The 18,523-nt window shown below is 49.8% G+C and carries 18 protein-coding genes and 5 tRNA genes; 21 read left to right on the plus strand and 2 right to left on the minus strand.

The genetic code is table 11. The annotated features are described in order from the left end of the window. Nucleotides 1-88: 88 nt before the first annotated feature. The 6 genes from CWE22_RS04185 (at nt 89) to CWE22_RS04210 (ending at nt 1,396) form a co-directional block, all read left to right on the plus strand. A complete protein-coding gene (locus tag CWE22_RS04185; protein WP_169930114.1) occupies nt 89-748 on the plus strand; it encodes an SDR family oxidoreductase in 660 nt (219 codons plus the stop codon). Nucleotides 749-902: 154 nt separating this feature from the next. Then, nucleotides 903-979: transfer RNA gene (locus CWE22_RS04190), tRNA-Met, on the plus strand. Between the two features lie 17 nt (nt 980-996). Next, nucleotides 997-1,081: transfer RNA gene (locus CWE22_RS04195), tRNA-Leu, on the plus strand. A 29-nt stretch (nt 1,082-1,110) separates the two neighbouring features. Next, nucleotides 1,111-1,185, plus strand: a tRNA-Gln gene (locus CWE22_RS04200). Nucleotides 1,186-1,216: 31 nt separating this feature from the next. Continuing rightward, nucleotides 1,217-1,291: transfer RNA gene (locus CWE22_RS04205), tRNA-Gln, on the plus strand. Between the two features lie 18 nt (nt 1,292-1,309). After that, nucleotides 1,310-1,396 (plus strand) — tRNA-Leu (locus CWE22_RS04210). 151 nt (nt 1,397-1,547) lie between these two features. Here CWE22_RS04210 and CWE22_RS04215 read toward each other — a convergent pair. Next, nucleotides 1,548-2,684, minus strand: coding sequence for an FAD-dependent oxidoreductase (locus CWE22_RS04215; RefSeq protein ID WP_169930115.1), 1,137 nt, complete (start codon nt 2,682-2,684; stop codon nt 1,548-1,550). Nucleotides 2,685-2,697: 13 nt separating this feature from the next. Beyond that, nucleotides 2,698-3,051 (minus strand): DMT family protein, encoded by a 354-nt coding sequence (locus tag CWE22_RS04220; RefSeq protein ID WP_169930116.1) that lies wholly within the window; start codon nt 3,049-3,051, stop codon nt 2,698-2,700. Between the two features lie 26 nt (nt 3,052-3,077). Between CWE22_RS04220 and CWE22_RS04225 the strand changes: the two genes are divergently transcribed. The 15 genes from CWE22_RS04225 (at nt 3,078) to rodA (ending at nt 18,409) form a co-directional block, all read left to right on the plus strand. Further along, nucleotides 3,078-3,944, plus strand: coding sequence for a DMT family transporter (locus CWE22_RS04225; RefSeq protein WP_169930117.1), 867 nt, complete (start codon nt 3,078-3,080; stop codon nt 3,942-3,944). A 90-nt stretch (nt 3,945-4,034) separates the two neighbouring features. Continuing rightward, the gene (gene miaB / locus CWE22_RS04230) at nt 4,035-5,492 is read left to right on the plus strand and encodes a tRNA (N6-isopentenyl adenosine(37)-C2)-methylthiotransferase MiaB (RefSeq protein ID WP_169930118.1); all 1,458 of its coding nucleotides are present in this window, start codon (nt 4,035-4,037) and stop codon (nt 5,490-5,492) included. A 16-nt stretch (nt 5,493-5,508) separates the two neighbouring features. Continuing rightward, nucleotides 5,509-6,501, plus strand: coding sequence for a PhoH family protein (locus CWE22_RS04235; RefSeq protein WP_169930119.1), 993 nt, complete (start codon nt 5,509-5,511; stop codon nt 6,499-6,501). Further along, nucleotides 6,498-6,974 carry an rRNA maturation RNase YbeY gene (gene ybeY / locus CWE22_RS04240; protein WP_169930120.1) on the plus strand — a complete coding sequence of 159 codons (477 nt, stop codon included), beginning with the start codon at nt 6,498-6,500 and terminating at the stop codon, nt 6,972-6,974. The genes CWE22_RS04235 and ybeY overlap by 4 nt, the downstream gene beginning before the upstream one ends. Before the next feature lie 24 nt (nt 6,975-6,998). Then, a complete protein-coding gene (gene corC / locus CWE22_RS04245; RefSeq protein ID WP_169930121.1) occupies nt 6,999-7,877 on the plus strand; it encodes a CNNM family magnesium/cobalt transport protein CorC in 879 nt (292 codons plus the stop codon). Next, complete coding sequence (gene lnt / locus CWE22_RS04250) at nt 7,877-9,418, plus strand: apolipoprotein N-acyltransferase (protein ID WP_169930122.1); 1,542 nt, start codon at nt 7,877-7,879, stop codon at nt 9,416-9,418. Before corC ends, lnt begins: the two co-directional genes overlap by 1 nt. A gap of 49 nt (nt 9,419-9,467) precedes the next feature. Next, complete coding sequence (locus CWE22_RS04255; protein WP_169930123.1) at nt 9,468-9,662, plus strand: hypothetical protein; 195 nt, start codon at nt 9,468-9,470, stop codon at nt 9,660-9,662. Between the two features lie 95 nt (nt 9,663-9,757). Beyond that, nucleotides 9,758-12,343: a leucine--tRNA ligase gene (gene leuS / locus CWE22_RS04260; protein ID WP_169931022.1), complete on the plus strand. Its 2,586-nt coding sequence runs from the start codon at nt 9,758-9,760 to the stop codon at nt 12,341-12,343. Nucleotides 12,344-12,366: 23 nt separating this feature from the next. Continuing rightward, a complete protein-coding gene (locus CWE22_RS04265) occupies nt 12,367-12,873 on the plus strand; it encodes an LPS-assembly lipoprotein LptE (RefSeq protein ID WP_244595949.1) in 507 nt (168 codons plus the stop codon). A 12-nt stretch (nt 12,874-12,885) separates the two neighbouring features. Continuing rightward, complete coding sequence (gene holA, locus CWE22_RS04270) at nt 12,886-13,920, plus strand: DNA polymerase III subunit delta (RefSeq protein ID WP_169930124.1); 1,035 nt, start codon at nt 12,886-12,888, stop codon at nt 13,918-13,920. Further along, complete coding sequence (gene nadD / locus CWE22_RS04275) at nt 13,917-14,573, plus strand: nicotinate-nucleotide adenylyltransferase (RefSeq protein WP_169930125.1); 657 nt, start codon at nt 13,917-13,919, stop codon at nt 14,571-14,573. The genes holA and nadD overlap by 4 nt, the downstream gene beginning before the upstream one ends. 63 nt (nt 14,574-14,636) lie before the next feature. Next, nucleotides 14,637-14,960 (plus strand): ribosome silencing factor, encoded by a 324-nt coding sequence (rsfS, locus tag CWE22_RS04280; RefSeq protein WP_169930126.1) that lies wholly within the window; start codon nt 14,637-14,639, stop codon nt 14,958-14,960. Then, on the plus strand, nt 14,960-15,430 hold the full coding sequence (gene rlmH, locus CWE22_RS04285) for a 23S rRNA (pseudouridine(1915)-N(3))-methyltransferase RlmH (protein WP_169930127.1): 471 nt from the start codon (nt 14,960-14,962) through the stop codon (nt 15,428-15,430). Before rsfS ends, rlmH begins: the two co-directional genes overlap by 1 nt. A 2-nt stretch (nt 15,431-15,432) precedes the next feature. Beyond that, a complete protein-coding gene (gene mrdA, locus CWE22_RS04290) occupies nt 15,433-17,310 on the plus strand; it encodes a penicillin-binding protein 2 (RefSeq protein ID WP_169930128.1) in 1,878 nt (625 codons plus the stop codon). Beyond that, nucleotides 17,294-18,409, plus strand: a complete 1,116-nt coding sequence (gene rodA, locus CWE22_RS04295; RefSeq protein ID WP_169930129.1) for a rod shape-determining protein RodA — start codon at nt 17,294-17,296, stop codon at nt 18,407-18,409. The genes mrdA and rodA overlap by 17 nt, the downstream gene beginning before the upstream one ends. Nucleotides 18,410-18,523: the final 114 nt, after the last annotated feature.

Genomic DNA, 18,523 nt, shown 5'->3' on the forward strand with positions numbered 1-18,523 from the left:
AAGAGCGCAGATCTGGGTTTTCTAATAACTAGTAACTAGTAACTAGTAACTAGTAACTAGTATCGAATTTTGTTTATCAGGAGGTTTTATGCATATTTTGATTACAGGTGCCAACCGTGGCATCGGTCTTGCCCTCACCCGTCAATATCTCGACCGGGGTGATGAAGTCACAGCCGTGTGTCGGCAGGCATCCGCGGAACTACGCAAACTAGACTGCAACGTTATCGAAGGCATCGATGTTACGGACACTGACGCATTACAGAAGCTCAGTGCCGAGTTAAAGAATACGTCTATTGATATTCTAATCAACAATGCCGGGTTATTGAGCCGCGAATCGCTTGGTGACCTGAGTGTCGAGTCCATCCGCAAGCAGTTCGATGTCAATGCAGTCGGCCCACTGTTGGTCACGGATACACTGCGGCCGCATCTGAAGCGTGGTAGCAAAGTTGCCTTAATCACCAGCCGCATGGGCTCAATGGCTGACAACGGCTCGGGTGCCTACTATGGCTATCGAATGAGTAAAGCGGCGCTGAATGCCGCGGGCGTGTCACTTGCCAATGATTTAAAAGACGATGGAATTGCAGTAGGCCTGCTACATCCCGGATTTGTCCAAACCGATATGGTGAATCATGCGGGTGATATCAGTGCCGATGAAGCAGCACAAAGATTGGTTCAGCGCATTGACGAATTGACGCTTGAAAATACCGGTTCGTTTCGTCACAGCAACGGCGAGTCTCTCCCATTTTAAGCTTTCGCCGTTGATAAAATAATCAATTATTCGCTTTTTTGAGCAATCGCACGTGAGGCGCGGTTATTTTGCGAAAAAGAGGTTGACGCTGCGCCCCCTGATTTGCATAATACGCGCCGCACTCACAGAGCGCAGTTTGTGATGTTTTTGATATGGCTACGTAGCTCAGCTGGTTAGAGCACAGCACTCATAATGCTGGGGTCGCAAGTTCGAATCTCGCCGTAGCCACCATTCAAAAAGCCCTTTGGGCGGACGTGGTGGAATTGGTAGACACGCTGGATTTAGGTTCCAGTGCCTCACGGCGTGAGAGTTCAAGTCTCTCCGTCCGCACCAACTCAAACTGACAGGCGATTAACACCAGTTGGGGTATAGCCAAGCGGTAAGGCAGCGGGTTTTGATCCCGCCATTCCCAGGTTCAAATCCTGGTACCCCAGCCATTCGCCACTCTCTTCTTGATGCACCCAGTGTTGGGGTATAGCCAAGCGGTAAGGCAGCGGGTTTTGATCCCGCCATTCCCAGGTTCAAATCCTGGTACCCCAGCCATTTTTACCTCTGCTTGTTGCGGGGGTGGCGGAATTGGTAGACGCACTAGCTTCAGGTGCTAGCGAGCGCAAGCTCGTGGGGGTTCAAGTCCCCCCCTCCGCACCACTTATGGTGGTGATCAACAAGCAAACAAAGAACCGCTCACGCGGTTTTTTTGTATCTAGCTGCTTGCTATTGGCTACTGGTTACTAGAAAACCTAGGTCTGTATTTTTCCAGTAACTAATATCTAATGGCGCTCCTCATCTAGCGCTTTTCTCAGTATCCCGTTGCCAGTTCGATCAGCTTTCTTTTCAACGGTGTTACTTGTTCCAGAATTTTCATCCCACCCGCTATAGCCAGTCTCGGTAGCAGCTGTTGACTGCTAAATCCGAAGTGGATCAAGTCCATTGCTCGCATCATGCGCTGATTGGCTGACACCCGCATTTGACTGTATTCAGAGAAAGCTCGTTCGAGAGTATCATCGCTGGCACTTTGCAACACTTGTACCAGAGCCTGCGCGTCCGCAAAACCAAGATTAACGCCTTGTCCAGCCAACGGGTGAATACTGTGTGCGGCATCACCGACTAACACTGCGCAACCCTGTGCATGGTAGCGCAAGGCTCGCTGCCGGCGTAATGGAAAGTGCCCCCATTGCTGCAGATGAAAATCACCAATGTGCGAGCGAAACTGCCTTTGCAGTCGTTCTTTGACGTCGTTTTCAGTCTGTGGGTGATGTCCTTGTGGCGCGTAATCAATTAAGCAAGCTTGGTGCGTAGTCAGTGGTAACAACGCATATGGGCCCGACTGGCGGAATACTTCCCACGTCGCAGCGGGTATCTCCTGCTCTGTGGTTACGTTGGCAAGTAAACAGCGCATGTCATAATCCCAACCGCGTTGCCCAATGCCAGCCAACTTTGCCACCGACGATTGAGCGCCGTCCGCACCAATCACCAGATCAAAAGGCATGGAGGCGCCATCTACAGTACGTAATTGTCGCTCGGCCCAATGAATCGACTCAACTGTGGTTTGAGTCTGCACGGTTACATTCGATTCGGTTTGCAAACATCGCCACAATGCATGCTGAAGTGTGAGGTTTTCGATCATCGCCCCAAGAGTTGGCAGTGCGATATCTGACGCATTGAATTCTAACCGTTGGCCGTCTATCGACTGTACTGCCAAACTGGAGTAGTTGCACATTTTTGTTGCCGGAATGCAGGCCAGCACGCCCAACATTTCGAGCCAATCTAAGTTCGCGCGATGCACGGACGAAATGCGAATATCCCACTGCTCTGTTGGCGCTGACTCTAACGGCGAATCACCGGCTTCGATGATAGTCACCTGATGCCCTGTTCGTGCGAGAGCGAGTGCACAGGCCGCACCGACCATGCCGCCGCCAACAACAACAATTTGCATATCGATTCCCTAATTAGCCCGCGAGTTTCCCTCGCATAATAAAGAATACTGCTCCTAAAATACACAAACCGGCCCACAAGTAATCGAGCGTCAGCTTTTCTTTTAGATAAAATATCGCAAACGGCACAAACACGGTCAGCGTAATCGCTTCTTGCAGAATTTTTAGTTGAGCAACTGACATGACTTCATAGCCAATACGATTTGCCGGTACTTGCAGCAGGTATTCAAACAGCGCGATACCCCAACTTAAAAATGCAGCGACAACCCATGGTTTTTCTGCCATGTTTTTCAAATGCGCGTACCAAGCAAACGTCATGAAAACATTGCTCAAAGTTAGCAACGTTATCGTGATAATATATCGGTTCATCAGTGTTTCTCTTCGACAAGGCTGTTATGGACACCCCACAACGTTCGGTGGTGATTGCATCAGTGCTCGTACTCAGCGCAGAACTGTGTTTTGCGGGTGTGAGTGCGCTGGTCAAATATTTGAGCACCGATTTACCCTCCGAACAACTCGTATTTTTCCGCAGCTTAATGGCGTTTGTCGTACTTTTACCTTGGATTTGGCGCAAAGGAACATCAGCTTTCCACACGCAAGCATGGCGCTTCCATCTCACTCGAGGTATTGCCGGCGTGGTGGCTATGTACCTCTTCTTTTATGCCATTGCACACATACCGCTGGCACAAGCAACCTTAGTTTTACTCTTATCCCCCTTCCTGATTCCGGTGATAGGCAAGTTTTGGTTAAAAGAGTATGTCAGTCGGCAAACTTGGTTAGCGATTGCGATTGGCTTTGTCGGTGTGTATTTGTTTTTAAATCCAACCGCAGCGGAATTGTCGCCCGTAATTTGGATTGCCTTTATTGCCGCAGTGCTTGCCGCCTATACCAAAACGCTGATTCGTAAGATGTCCGCCACCGAATCCTCGAGTAAAATCGTGTTTTATTTTTCAATGCTAGCAACGGCTATCTCTGCTATTCCATTGCTATGGCGCGGCGAATCTATTGCCAACACGCACTGGTTTGCCATTGCCGTGATGGGGGCCTTAGCGATGATTGGTCAGCTCGCAATGACACGCGCATACTCTCTAGCGCCAGCAGCACGAGTCGGTGTATTTACCTATAGTTCTGTGATCTTTGCTTCCTTAATGGGGTATTGGTTTTGGGACGAACCCATTACCTGGTTTATGCTCGCCGGCGCCGTTGTGATAACACTCGCAGGTTACTTAGCACTGCGGTCGCGCCGCAAAGCAGAAATATAGGGTAAAGTTGGCAGTTCAGTGCGGTTCAGGCTAAAATAGCGTCCCTTTGAAGTTCTCCAGCTTGCAGTCAAAATTTGAGTGGCCAAAACAATGAGTAAGAAGTTATATATCAAAACTTGGGGTTGTCAGATGAATGAGTACGATTCAGCCAAAATGGCCGACCTACTCCATGCAACTCACGGTTATGATGTCGCAGCAGAACCGGAAGACGCGGATCTGATCTTGCTTAATACCTGCTCCATCCGAGAAAAAGCACAAGAAAAAGTGTTTCATCAATTGGGCCGGTGGAAGACACTCAAAGACAAGAACCCTAATTTAGTGATTGGTGTGGGCGGTTGTGTGGCCTCTCAAGAAGGTGAACATATTCGTGACCGAGCGCCTTACGTGGATATCGTTTTCGGTCCACAAACATTGCATCGTCTGCCAGAAATGGTGAAGCAGGTGCAAACTGATCACCAACCGATGGTCGACATCTCGTTTCCAGAGATTGAAAAATTTGACCGGTTGCCAGAGCCCAAAGCAGACGGTCCTTCAGCCTTTGTGTCGATTATGGAAGGCTGCAGTAAATACTGTACGTTCTGTGTCGTTCCTTATACTCGCGGCGAAGAAGTCAGTCGGCCCGTAGACGATGTCCTGTACGAAATTGCACAACTGGCAGAGCAAGGCGTGCGCGAGGTGAATTTACTCGGTCAGAACGTCAACGCCTATCGCGGTGAATCATTTGATGGCGGTATTTGTCGCTTCTCTGAACTTCTGCACTTAGTTGCAGCGATTGATGGCATTGACCGGATCCGGTACACCACCTCGCACCCAGTCGAATTTACGGACGATATTATCGAGGCTTACGCCACCATCCCAGAATTGGTAAATCATCTGCATTTACCCGTTCAGAGCGGTGCGGATCGAATCCTGACATTGATGAAGCGCGGCCATACTGCGCTGGAATACAAGTCACAGATCCGTAAGTTGCGTAAAATTCGCCCAGATATCGCGATGTCGTCAGACTTTATCATTGGCTTCCCCGGCGAGAGTGATGAAGAGTTTGAGCAGACCATGGACCTGATTCAGGCCATTGATTTTGATATGAGTTTCAGCTTTATCTACAGTGCTCGCCCAGGTACACCCGCGGCCGACTTGCCCGACGATGTCACCGAAGCCACGAAGAAGCAGCGCCTGCAGCTATTACAACAGCGTTTGAACCAACAAGCTCTGAATCATGCTCGCCGGATGGTCGGAACCGAACAACGCATATTGGTCATAGGTCCTTCGAAGAAAGATCTGATGGAAATGAGTGGTCGTACTGAGAATAACCGCGTCGTTAACTTTGTCGGAACGCCCGATATGATCGGAACCTTTGTTGATGTTCGTATAACGGACGTTTATGCGAACTCGCTGCGTGGTGACGTGATTCGTCGTGAGCATGATATGGGCTTGCGCGTTGATACTGCTCCGCAAACTATTTTGGCTCGACAAGCCGTGCAACAACCTGACGAACTCGGTGTCGCCACCTTTGTTCCGGGTACGCCGAAGTCGAATCATCTGTCTTAACCAAATTGAGGTTTCATTGAGCTCTGCTATTACTACACAAGATATAAACTTAGAGCCCGTCGATTCGCGGCGTCTTGCCGATTTGTGCGGGCCTTTTGACGAAAACCTAAAACATATAGAACGTCGTCTGGGTGTCGAAATTTCCTACCGCCAAAATCATTTTCGCTTATTAGGCCCGCGGCATACCGTTGAAGCTGCAGCGAAGTTGCTCCGCGATCTCTACGTCGAAACAGCTACAGTGAAAGGCGAAGATGGCGCGGTTTCACCGCAGTCTGTGCACCTTGCTATTCAAGAAGCGAATGTGCTTGAGCAGGATGACAGCATCGACCCCGCCGCCGAAAAAATGACACACATCAAAACCAAACGCGGCCTCATCAAACCACGGAACCTAAATCAAGCGGCCTATGTGCGCGCCATTTTAAGCCATGATGTGAGCTTCGGAGTGGGTCCTGCGGGAACCGGCAAAACCTATTTAGCAGTTGCTTGCGCTGTGGATGCACTCGAGCGACAAGAAATTCGCCGTATTTTGCTCACCCGCCCAGCCGTTGAAGCTGGCGAAAAATTAGGTTTCCTACCAGGCGATTTAGCACAAAAAGTTGATCCCTATTTACGCCCTTTATACGACGCTTTGTTTGAGATGTTGGGCTTCGAAAAGGTAGAAAAGCTTATTGAGAGAAATGTGATTGAAGTTGCTCCGTTAGCTTACATGCGCGGACGTACGCTCAATGATGCCTTCATAATCCTCGATGAAAGCCAAAACACGACCTGTGAACAAATGAAAATGTTCTTAACTCGGATTGGATTCAATTCACGTGCGGTTATTACCGGTGATATCACACAGGTCGATTTACCGCGTGGGCAAAAATCTGGACTCCGTCACGTCATTGAAGTACTCAAAGACGTTGAGGCTGTTCACTTTACATTTTTCCAAGCCGGTGACGTAGTGCGTCATCCAGTTGTGCAGCGCATCGTACAAGCCTACGATCAGTTTGACGAGCGCAACGCATGATCGAACTCGATCTCCAATGCGCCTCCACGTCTGAACTTCCGGATTTCGATGAATTCGAACGGTGGGTGACTGCAGCCTACCGGGCTGCAGCTCAAGATAGTCCTGCGGAATTGACTATCCGCGTAGTCGATACGGCGGAAGCACAGCAGCTCAATCAAGCCTACCGGCAACGAGATTATGCGACCAATGTGCTGTCGTTTCCATTTGAAGCGCCAGTGGAGATGCCGATTCAATTACTCGGCGATTTAGTCATCTGCGCACCGGTAGTAGAACAAGAGGCCCGCGAGCAAAACAAAGACCCTCTGAGCCACTGGGCGCATATGGTTGTACATGGAACCTTGCATTTGCTAGGTTATGACCATATAAACGATGCTGACGCGGATACGATGGAGGCGCTCGAAACAACCGTCCTAGCAACGCTTGGATTTGCCGACCCATACATAGACCGCACGGATGAAACGAATCGTGTTTGATAAAAACCGGAGTTATACACACTCATGAGCGATGACCATCCTCACTCTACCAACGGCTCTTCACGTAAAACATGGGCAAATAAATTGCTACAGCTGTTTACCGGAGAGCCGAATAGCCGCGAAGAATTGGTTGATCTAATCCAAGATGCCGAAGAACGTGATCTGATCGACAATGACACCAAAGAAATGATTGAAGGGGTTTTGGATGTCGCCGAATTGAAGGTTCGCGATATCATGGTTCCACGGTCGCAAATGGTGACTATCGATATCAATCAAAACGTCGATTCGTTTTTGCCAATAGTAATTGACTCACAGCATAGCCGTTATCCGGTTGTGAGTGAAAATAAAGACCATATTGAAGGCATTCTCCTCGCCAAAGATTTGTTGCCCTACGGTTTCGGAATGGCTGATGACGAGTTCACTCTGAATAAAGTCATCCGTCCGGCCGTGATAGTGCCTGAAGGCAAACGTGTAGATGTTTTGCTCAAAGAGTTTCGCGAGCAGCGCTATCACATGGCGATCGTCGTCGATGAGTATGGTGGTGTATCTGGACTTGTGACGATTGAAGATATTCTGGAAGAAATTGTCGGTGAAATTGAAGACGAAACGGATATCAATGAGGACAATAAAGCCGATATTCGGCGCATTAATAAGTCCCGTTACTCGGTCAAAGCACTGACGACCATCGAAGATTTCAATGATTATTTCGATACCCACTTTGGTGATGAAGAATACGACACCATTGGAGGGATGGTTGCGCACGGTTTCGGCCACTTGCCGCAGCTCGGTGAAGAGCTTTCACTGGGAGGAATCATCTTCAAAGTGACAGCGGCCGATAAACGTCGCATACAACAGTTACAAGTCACGATTCCAGAGCCTCAACCCTCTACCGACGCTGACTAATGAAGACCTTGATAAACAAGACGATGACTGCCGGTTGGTCACGATTGGCAGCGCTGCTATGTGGCGCCCTACTTGTCTTTGCCTATGCTCCCTTTCAGCAATCTTGGCTGGTCATTCCAATTTTGACTTTCCTGCTGTGGTTAGGGCGGAATAGTTCACCTCGCCGAGCTTGGCACTTAGGTTATTTATTTGGGATCGGCTGGTTTAGCGCAGGGTTAAGCTGGATCTATGTCAGTATCGATACCTTTGGTGGTCTACCCGTCGTTGCTACCATCGCCGTGCTTGCCGTATTGTTTATGTACTTAAGCCTGTTTCCAGCTCTGGCTTTATGGGCTTGGCGCTCTGCCGCAGCTCGCAACTGGCCATGCGCAATCTGGTTAGTGCCGCTGCTTTGGTATCTGGCAGAATGGTTGCGTGGCACGCTACTCACCGGCTTTCCATGGTTAGATCTCGGTTATACACAAACAGATAGCTACCTGGGCCAGTACGCCTCGTGGCTCGGAGGAACGGGCGTTGCCGTGCTGCTTTGGTATTGTGCGGTCGCTATTATTGAATATCTACGGACTCGGCAAAAGCGCTATGCTGGAGTCGCAATCAGCTTGCTCGCGTTACCCTTCTTGTTACCTTGGTTAAATCCGCTTGAACGCACAGATAACGAAGCCAACGTGTTGCTGGTACAAGGTAATATTGCCCAATCGAGTAAATGGAATCCTGACCAACATTGGCCAAGCTTGATGACCTATCTGGATCTGAGTCGCCCCAATTATAGCTCTCACGACATCATTGTCTGGCCCGAGTCAGCGGTGACCATGCCAGAGCCTTATACCGATGACGTGCTGGAGAACATCCATAAGGCTCTGGTCCAGTCAGATACTGCGCTGATTACCGGCATTCTCGATTACCGTCAGTTCGACTATTACAATAGCCTGATCGCATTGGGAGTCGATGGCGCTGATGATGTCGAGGAAGCCTATTATCATGGTCATAGCAACCGATATGAAAAGCATCAGTTACTCCCCATCGGTGAGTTCGTGCCGTTTGAAGACATTCTCCGCCCATTGGCTCCGCTATTTGACCTGCCCATGTCATCGTTCAGTCGTGGGGATTATCAGCAAACCAATCTCCGCGCTAAAGGATTTACCCTCAGCGCCGCTATTTGCTATGAAATCGCGTTTCCACGACAAGTTCGCGCCAATTTATCTGCAACCACAGATTTCCTACTCACCGTCAGTAATGACACTTGGTTTGGTGCGTCTCATGGCCCCGCGCAACATATGCAGATCGCTCGTATGCGTGCATTAGAATTGGGGCGGCCGCTATTGCGCGCAACCAACAACGGCATCAGCGCGGTCGTCGATGAAACCGGGCATGAAATTGCTCGCGCACCGCAGTTTGAAGAAGCTACAGTCAGCGCTGTCGTGCCGGTCGTCACTGGAACCACACTCTATGCACGTTGGGGTGAGTGGCTCGCCTTATGGATAGCAGCCTGTGGCGCAATTATCGGGCTGATCAGCATAGTCAAACGCCACCAAAATCAGTAAACTGTGGACTTAACCGTCCTTCAACTCTTTTGAATGCGTGGAACTTATTATGGAAAATATAATTGCAGCCGCTATTTTTGCCGTGCTTGTTGCCGCAGGTACGCTGGGTGTGAGCAGTATTGGGATGTTCATTTTTCATCGTAACCCAGACCAGCCTGAAGCGCAGCAACGTGAGCGCTTTGAATATGGCTTTTTCGGTCTAGCGGGTATCGTGGTGATGCTACTCATGTGGTACGCCCTGTAATTCAGCGTTTCTTAATCGCTTTGCCATCCTTTGATTAGTGTCCAGTGTGACGACACACAATAACCATCGAGTCAGGAATAGACATGTCGACAGCATTGCCCGAACAGTATGATCCAGCCATCATCGAACCAGCCGTCCAACGTCGTTGGGAGCAGGACCAGGTGTTTTCTGTTCAAGAAGATCCGAACCAAGAAAAATTTTATTGCCTCAGTATGTTTCCTTACCCCAGTGGCAAACTTCACATGGGACATGTGCGCAATTACACCTTAGGTGATGTGGTCTCACGGTTTCAGCGCATGCAAGGCAAAAACGTCCTCCAGCCAATGGGGTGGGATGCCTTTGGTTTACCGGCGGAGAACGCAGCGATTGCGAACCGAACAGCACCGGCAAAATGGACCTATCAGAATATCGACTATATGCGTCAGCAACTGAAGTCTCTGGGTTTTGGTTATGACTGGTCACGTGAAATTGCGACCTGTACTCCGGAATACTACCGTTGGGAACAGTGGTTTTTCACCAAGCTCTACGAAAAAGGTTTGGTCTATAAAAAGAACGCGACGGTCAACTGGGACCCAGTCGACCAGACTGTGCTTGCGAATGAGCAAGTGATTGATGGTCGTGGCTGGCGTTCTGGTGCGAAAGTTGAATTGAAGGAAATTCCGCAGTGGTTTATCAAAATTACAGCCTACGCGGATGAATTATTAAACGACCTAGATACCTTAGATGGCTGGCCTGAGCAGGTCAAAACCATGCAAAAGAACTGGATTGGTCGTTCTGAAGGTGTCGAAATTGACTTCTCTGTTGCCGAATCAGATCAGTTATTAACGGTCTACACGACGCGTCCAGACACCCTCTTTGGCGTCACTTATATGGCCGTGGCGGCACAGCATCCGCTGGCGCAAAAGGCCGCCCAGACACGCCCTGAATTAGCTGCATTCATCGACACTATTAAAAACACGAAGATGGCAGAAGCTGAACTCGCCACAGCTGAGAAAGTAGGTATGGACACTGGCATTCGTGCCGTGCATCCGCTAACCGGTGAATTAATTCCGGTCTGGGTCGCTAATTTTGTCTTGATGGATTATGGCTCGGGTGCAGTAATGGCGGTTCCGGGCCATGATGAGCGTGATTGGGAATTCGCGACTAAGTACAAGCTACCGATTCAACAAGTCATTGAGCCAAGTGCAGGCAATACGGATCTTTCACAAGCCGCAATTACCGAGAAAGGCACCACGATTAACTCTGGTGCTTACTCTGGGTTAAGCAGTGCTGAAGCTTTTGAGCAAATTGCCGACTATCTGAGCGAGCAAGGTATTGGCCGCCGCCAAGTGAATTATCGCCTCCGTGATTGGGGTGTCTCGCGCCAACGCTATTGGGGTGCACCGATCCCGATGTTGAATTTACCGAATGGTGAATCAGTGCCAGTGCCTGCCGAGGATCTGCCAGTTCGATTGCCGGAAGATGTCGTCATGTCTGGCAACACGTCTCCACTGAAAGAGAATCCTGAATGGCGTCAAACGACCTATCAAGGTCAGCCCGCAGAACATGAAACCGATACCTTTGATACCTTCATGGAATCATCTTGGTATTACGCACGCTATTGCAGTGCGAACTTCCATGACGGCATGTTGGATCCAAAACAAGCCAATTATTGGCTCCCTGTGGATCAGTACATCGGTGGCATTGAGCACGCAATCTTGCATCTACTCTACTCTCGCTTTTTCCATAAACTGTTGCGAGACACGGGTTTAGTTGACTCTTCTGAGCCTTTCAAACGGTTGTTAACTCAAGGCATGGTGCTAGCCGACTGTTATTATCGCGAAGATGCAAACGGTGGGCAGACTTGGTTCTCTCCCTTAGATGTCGAGTTTGAGCGTGATGAGAAAGGGAAAATCATCAATCCACGTTTGCGCAGCGATGGCCAACCGGTCATCTACGGTGGCATGACGAAAATGTCGAAATCGAAGAACAACGGTATCGACCCGCAAGTCATGATTGACAAATACGGTGCTGATACCGTCCGCTTATTTATGATGTTTGCCGCTCCACCCGAAGCCACTCTCGAGTGGTCAGACTCGGGTGTCGAAGGCGCACAACGCTTTTTACGCAGAGTCTGGCGCTTGGCCCTTGACGTAAAAGCCGCTCAAGCCAATGGTATGTCACAAGATTGGACACAATTGAATGACGGGCAACAAGCACTGCGCCGCGAGGTGCACCGTACCATTCAGAAAGTGACCGATGACATGGGGAGACGGCAGAATTTCAATACGGCTATCGCCGCTATTATGGAACTCTTAAACCGCTTACAGAAGGCCGACCTCAGTCAACCGTTGGAATGCGGTGTTGTCGCTGAAGCTGTTGACGCTATCGTTCTGATGCTCGCGCCAGTCACTCCGCACTTAAGCGAGGCACTGTGGCAAGCTTTAGGTCATCAATCAGACGTTGTCTTTGCGGCATGGCCCGACTGCGATGAATCGGCCTTGGTCGAGTCGAATGTGCTGATTGTCGTACAAGTGAATGGTAAGGTGCGTGGTAAAATCACAGTGCCTGCTGCGGCAACACAAGAGGATGTTATTCAGGTTGCATTAGCGGACGACAACGTCACCCGGTTCCTTGATGGCGTGACGATTCGCAAACAAATTTACGTTCCAGGCAAATTGCTAAATATCGTTGCAAATTAATCATCAGAGAGCATCATATCGTCATGAAAAAACAGCTAGTAACGCGACCCTCATTTGTACGATGGATGACTCTCGGACTGGCCGCGCTGGTCATTTCCAGTTGCGGCTTTCAATTGCGGGATAGTTATCAACTGCCAACGCAACTGGAAACTGTGTACATTCAAGCCGAACCTTTTAGTGAGTTTGCAGAAATTTTAGCGTCGCGACTACAACTGGCGGGCGCACAGCTCGACGAACAGCCTCGGCAAACCGTCATACAACTGGTGAGTGATAGCCTCGACCGACGCACATTGTCGTTATCCAGCAGTGGTCAAGTAGCTGAGTATGAGCTCATTTACACGGTAGAGTATGTGCTGCATAACGGTCCTCAAACCAGTATCCCGCTGCAGGTGGAAGTATTTCGAGACTACCAAGATGATCCAAACTTTGCACTGGCGAAAACTCGTGAGCGTGAGGTGCTGGTCACTGAAATGCGTGAGGACGCGGCACGTCAAATACTTCGGCAAATTTCCGCCCAACTGACCCCATAAGCTGAGTTCAGAATGGCTACCGTGAATGCGCAACAACTCAACGATGTCCTCGCAAGTCGCGGTCTGCCCCCGATTATCTGTATTTTCGGCGACACGCCTCTGCTAGTCGACGACGCTGTGCAAGCGATTCGCAACTACGCCAAGTCACAGGGTATCCATGAGCGCCAGCGTCTCGTTCAAGATGCACAGTTTGATTGGAATCAGATTTTAGCGTCTGGGGCCAGCATGAGTCTGTTCTCGGAACTGCGCCTGGTCGAACTCGAATTACCCGATGCGAAACCCGGGCGAGAGGGAGGCGATGCTCTGCGTAGCTATGCCGAGCAACCCAATGTTGACCAGGTTTTCGTTGTCCTCGGGCCAAAGTTAAAACAAGAACAACTCAAGGCGAAGTGGTATCAGATTCTGACCCGCAACGCGCTGGTTGTTGCGGCCAATGCGCCCGATCGAGCAGCATTACCGCGTTTCATTGATGCCCGCGCCCGGCGCTACCAACTTGAGCTGGACCGCGAAGCACTGAATTTGTTAGCCGATTGGTACGAGGGCAATCTGCTGGCACTCGACCAAGAACTCCAAAAACTGGCGCTGATGGGCCTGCCCCAACCCCTCAACCTAACAACGGTTCGCCAAAGTAGCCAAGACCAAAGTCGATTCAGTGTTTTCGCCTTGCAAGAAGCGCTGCTGCACGGCCAAGTCGATGATGCGTTACATCGTTTACATCGATTGTTCGAAGAGGATGTCGAAATCGCCATTTTGAACTGGATGTTTCAACGCGAGTGGCAAACGGTTCATGCCTTGCAACAAGCGTTAGGGCGCGGTGAACCTATTGGGCAAGCAGCTCGCACGCTCCCCATTTGGAAGAATCAAGAAGCCGCTTACCACCAAGTCGCCCAGCGTCTGCAAGGACAACACCGGGCCATTACAGATATGCTCAAACGACTTGAGTTTGCATTCAAACGTGACAGCGGTGAGGACTATAAAACACTAGCAACACACTTTGTCTTGTTGTGGTGTTTGCCTGACCGTGTCACTCGGTTGTCGCTCACATGACCGAACTGACGCCAACTTGTGGGAGATTACGCCTCATATTAGGTGGGACGTTTGATCCGCTCCATTGGGGACATCTGCGGCCAGCTCTGAATGCTTTGAGTTGGTTACAGGCCGATGAATTGCGGTTACTTCCGAGCGCTCAACCCCCGCATCGCGATTACCCCGGTGCCACGGCAGAGCAGCGTCTCAAGATGACCGAGTTAGCAACGGCTGAATTCCCACACGTCTATGCGGATGATTGGGAACTGCGACAAAATCGTCCGTCCTATACGGTACAAACGCTGGAAGAACTTAAACAACGTTGGCCACAAGACACTCTAGTATTTCTGTTGGGCGAGGACGCCATCGCCAAACTCAATGGGTGGTATCAATGGCAAGATCTTCTCAACCATGCACATTTTGCGATTTTATCGCGCCCTGATCAGGCACCGACTTGGCAACCTGAGGTGACCGATTTCTTCGCCAATCGTTGGCTAACCTCACCGAGAGAGCTACGCCGATCAGCCCACGGTTGCGCGATTCGTGTTGCGAATGAAACCTATCCCATTGCCGCGACTACAGTGCGTCACCGAATTCAGCAACAATTGCCATGGGAGTCGCTCGTGCCACCTGCTGTAGCTGCTTTTATTCAAACAGAAGGCTTGTATCGTTAGCTGCTTTTCGGGACTTAAACGTGATAAACTGCGCGAACTTTCGACCTATGGAGATTATTTCTTTTGCAAGCTGAACAATTACGCGATTTTGTTATCGAAAAGATAGAAGAGTTAAAAGGCCGCGACATTCGTGTGCTCGACGTCATGGAACAAACCGATGTCGCTGAATACATGATCGTCTGTTCAGGCAGCTCGAAAACACATGTTCGCAGCATTGCCAATCATGTCGCTACTGAGTCTAAGCATCATGGTGTTGCCCCACTGGGTATTGAAGGAAACGAACATTCAGAGTGGGTTTTGGTTGATTTAGGTGATGTGATTGTTCATGTCATGCAAGAACCTATTCGTGACTTTTACGAATTAGAAAAACTTTGGGGCCGTAAGTAATGCGTATTCAGCTGATCGCAGTCGGACAAAAAATGCCTGACTGGGTCAGCACTGGTTTTGCAACCTATGCGAAACGACTTCCCCCCGAGTGTGCTTTAGACCTCATTGAGATTGCCGCAGGTAAACGTGGCAAAAATGCGGATGTCGCCCGTATCGTCAAACAAGAAGGCGATGCCATGTTAGCGGCCTGTGGCAAAGGCAATCGAATTGTCACTCTTGAGGTCACGGGCAAGGCTTTCACAACACCCCAGTTAGCTCAACGACTAGACGCATGGCAAATGGACGGGCGTGATGTGAGCTTGTTAGTTGGTGGTCCCGAAGGACTGTCTTCTGAGTGCACAGCCGCTGCTGAAGAACGCTGGTCATTGTCGCCACTGACGCTGCCGCATCCAATGGTCCGTGTGATTCTCGCGGAAAGCTTGTATCGCGCTTGGAGTGTCAACGCAAACCATCCTTATCATCGCGAATAGACATGAGATCAAGAAACCGACAGACCATCAGAGATAGCCATGCTGAAGCCGCACTATTTAATCGTCGTGTTGGCTTCGCCATGTTTGTGGTCGTTGTCGTGTTTAGCGTCTTACTCTACAACATGTACTCGTTACAGGTTGTCCAGCATGAATCCTTTCAAACTCGTTCCAACGACAATCGTATTCGGGTTGTGCCGATAGCGCCGAACCGGGGATTGATCTATGACCGTAATGGTATTTTGCTCGCAGAAAATCGTCCGGTTTTGAGTTTGGAAATAACGCCAGAGCGCGTCCAAAACCTCGAGGATACATTGCAACGGCTGCAGCAACTCCTGAATCTTGATGATGAAGCAATCAGCGACTTTTATACGGCGCAAAAACGGGAACGTCGATTCCGCTCCGTGATCTTTCTCGACAGTCTCAATGAAGAACAAATTGCGCGCTTTGCTGTGCGTCAACACGAATTCCCGGGAGTCAGTCTCGAAGCGCGCTTAGTTCGTCACTACCCTTACGCAGATGCGCTTACGCACGCATTGGGTTACGTCGCCAAGATCAATCGAAACGATGTGATTGAACTCCGCGAAAAAGGCGTGCAAGCCAACTATGCAGCTACGCGAACCATTGGTAAGCTCGGCGTCGAAGGCTTCTATGAAGAACTATTGCATGGCACTGTGGGGTATCAGCAAGTCGAAGTCGATATTCACGGTCGGATGCTGCGCACACTCAGTATTGAGCCACCTATTCCGGGTCAAGATCTGTATCTCGAAATTGATTTACCACTACAACTCAAAGTCGATGAATTATTAGGTGATCAACGTGGCTCTATTATTGTCATGGATCCACGTGATGGCGGCATCCTCGCCATGGTGAGTAAGCCCAGTTATAACCCCAATTGGTTTGCGCAAGGGATCTCTGTCGCTCAATATCAGAGTTTGCTGCAATCGCGACATTCACCACTGTTAAATCGCACCACCCAAGGCGGTTACCCGCCGGCCTCGACGATCAAGCCGCAGCTTGCGATTGTCGGTCTCGAAGAACAAATCATCACACCAGAGACCAAAATTTGGGATCCAGGTTGGTTTCAGATCAAAGGCGTGGACCATCGCTACCGAGATTGGTTGTCTTGGGGCCATGGGTGGGTCAATGTGACCGATGCTATCGTCGAAAGTTGTGACACATTCTATTATGACCTCGCGTTAAAACTCGGTATTGATACGATATCCGAATACATGACACAGTATGGCTTTGGCGAATATACGGGTATCGACATTGCGGAGGAAACCGCTGCGGTTATGCCGTCGCGAGGCTGGAAACGCGCTCGCTTTAATCAACCTTGGTATGCGGGTGAGACTGTATCGATCGGCATTGGTCAAAGTTATTGGACCTCAACACCCATGCAACTCGCCGTTGCCACCTCAGTCGTAGCGAATCGAGGCAAACGTCCGGTGCCGCGCTTATTGGGTGAGATTGTTGATGGAGATATTCGGCTTCCCGCCGTTGTAGAACAGCGCCCCCCAGTTGTCTTAACCAACCCTGAGAATTGGGAAATCGCGCGCGATGCCATGACTAAAGTGGTCGCTTCAGCCAAAGGGACTGCACGCACTGCGTTTAGAGGAGCTACTTATACGTCGGCCGGTAAAACAGGGACCGCGCAAGTCATTGGAATCGCGCAAGACGCCGAATATGATGCAGAAAGCATTGCAGAGGAACATCGGGATAATGCCATGTACGTTGGCTACGCGCCGCACGATGAGCCGGAAATTGTGATTGTACTAGCCGTTGAGAACGCTGGTGGTGGCGGTAGTGTTGCGGCACCATTAGCCAGAAAAGTTATGGACTTCTATTTTAGTCAGGTAAATACCCTTGCAAACAACCGCTGAACGAGAAAGAAATCCCTGGTTACAACGCTTCCACATTGATGGACCCTTGTTTGTGGCGCTGCTGGTATTAGCGGCAGTATCACTAGTCACCGTTTATTCCGCCAGCGGTCAGAATGTGGCTATGTTGGAACGTCAGGTCATGCGTATTGGTGTTGCCTTTGTCGCAATGTTGTTTATTGCGCAAATTCCACTGTCTGCAATACAACGCTGGTCACTCCCGCTATTTGCGGCAGGCCTCGTACTGTTGCTGGCCGTACTGTTGTTCGGTGAATCCAGCAAAGGCGCGCAACGTTGGCTGAATATTGGTGTCGCAACAATTCAGCCGTCTGAGCTGATGAAACTTGCGGTGCCTATGACCATAGCCTGGTTTATTGCTGAACAAGGTATTCCGCCGAGAAAACGGCGTCTACTCGCAGCTATGGTCCTTCTACTCGTGCCAACCCTCATGATTGCCAAGCAACCTGATTTAGGCACCTCGCTTCTGATAGCGAGCTCCGGCATTTTTGTCTTGTTTTTGGCGGGCCCGAGTTGGCGTTTGATTACCGCCTTCATAGTCGGTATTGGTTCCTTTATTCCGGTGCTCTGGATCTTCTTGATGCGTGATTATCAACGGCAACGCGTTTTGACATTGCTAAATCCCGAAAGTGACCCACTCGGGAGTGGTTATCAAATCATTCAATCCAAGATTGCTATTGGCTCCGGCGGTATCGAGGGAAAAGGTTGGCTTGAAGGCACACAATCGCAACTCGAATTTCTGCCTGAACGTCACACCGACTTTATCTTCGCAGTATTCGCCGAGGAATTTGGTTTGGTCGGCGTCATTGGATTGCTGCTGTTATATAGCTTCATTATCTTTCGTGGTCTACAAATTGCGATGCGCGCACAGCAAATCTATCAAAAATTGCTCGCGGGTAGCCTCATTTTGACCTTTTTCGTGTACGTTATGGTCAATATCGGCATGGTTTCAGGATTATTGCCGGTGGTTGGTGTGCCATTGCCGCTGATCAGTTATGGTGGTACGTCAATGGTGACACTACTGGCCGGATTTGGTTTGTTAATGGCTATCGCCACCAACCAACGACTGGTTATGCACAACTAGCTACTGGCTACTGGTTACTCGCGAACAACGAATAACGAATAACGAATAACGAATAACGAATAACGAATAACGAATAGCTAGTAGCTAATAGCCAATAGCTAGTAACGCGTGTTT

The organism is Pseudidiomarina aestuarii (assembly GCF_003987355.1).
GTDB lineage: Bacteria > Pseudomonadota > Gammaproteobacteria > Enterobacterales > Alteromonadaceae > Pseudidiomarina > Pseudidiomarina aestuarii.

Excerpts from the sequence above, each read along its gene's own strand:
- CWE22_RS04225 (WP_169930117.1), top strand. The coding sequence starts at position 3,078 with ATGGACACCCCACAACGTTCGGTGGTGATTGCATCAGTGCTCGTACTC.
- rlmH (WP_169930127.1), top strand. The coding sequence starts at position 14,960 with ATGCGTATTCAGCTGATCGCAGTCGGACAAAAAATGCCTGACTGGGTC.
- CWE22_RS04185 (WP_169930114.1), top strand. The coding sequence starts at position 89 with ATGCATATTTTGATTACAGGTGCCAACCGTGGCATCGGTCTTGCCCTC.
- CWE22_RS04255 (WP_169930123.1), top strand. The coding sequence starts at position 9,468 with ATGGAAAATATAATTGCAGCCGCTATTTTTGCCGTGCTTGTTGCCGCA.
- CWE22_RS04220 (WP_169930116.1), bottom strand. The coding sequence starts at position 3,051 with ATGAACCGATATATTATCACGATAACGTTGCTAACTTTGAGCAATGTT.
- miaB (WP_169930118.1), top strand. The coding sequence starts at position 4,035 with ATGAGTAAGAAGTTATATATCAAAACTTGGGGTTGTCAGATGAATGAG.
- ybeY (WP_169930120.1), top strand. The coding sequence starts at position 6,498 with ATGATCGAACTCGATCTCCAATGCGCCTCCACGTCTGAACTTCCGGAT.
- CWE22_RS04265 (WP_244595949.1), top strand. The coding sequence starts at position 12,367 with ATGAAAAAACAGCTAGTAACGCGACCCTCATTTGTACGATGGATGACT.
- holA (WP_169930124.1), top strand. The coding sequence starts at position 12,886 with ATGGCTACCGTGAATGCGCAACAACTCAACGATGTCCTCGCAAGTCGC.
- corC (WP_169930121.1), top strand. The coding sequence starts at position 6,999 with ATGAGCGATGACCATCCTCACTCTACCAACGGCTCTTCACGTAAAACA.
- mrdA (WP_169930128.1), top strand. The coding sequence starts at position 15,433 with ATGAGATCAAGAAACCGACAGACCATCAGAGATAGCCATGCTGAAGCC.
- CWE22_RS04215 (WP_169930115.1), bottom strand. The coding sequence starts at position 2,684 with ATGCAAATTGTTGTTGTTGGCGGCGGCATGGTCGGTGCGGCCTGTGCA.
- nadD (WP_169930125.1), top strand. The coding sequence starts at position 13,917 with ATGACCGAACTGACGCCAACTTGTGGGAGATTACGCCTCATATTAGGT.
- lnt (WP_169930122.1), top strand. The coding sequence starts at position 7,877 with ATGAAGACCTTGATAAACAAGACGATGACTGCCGGTTGGTCACGATTG.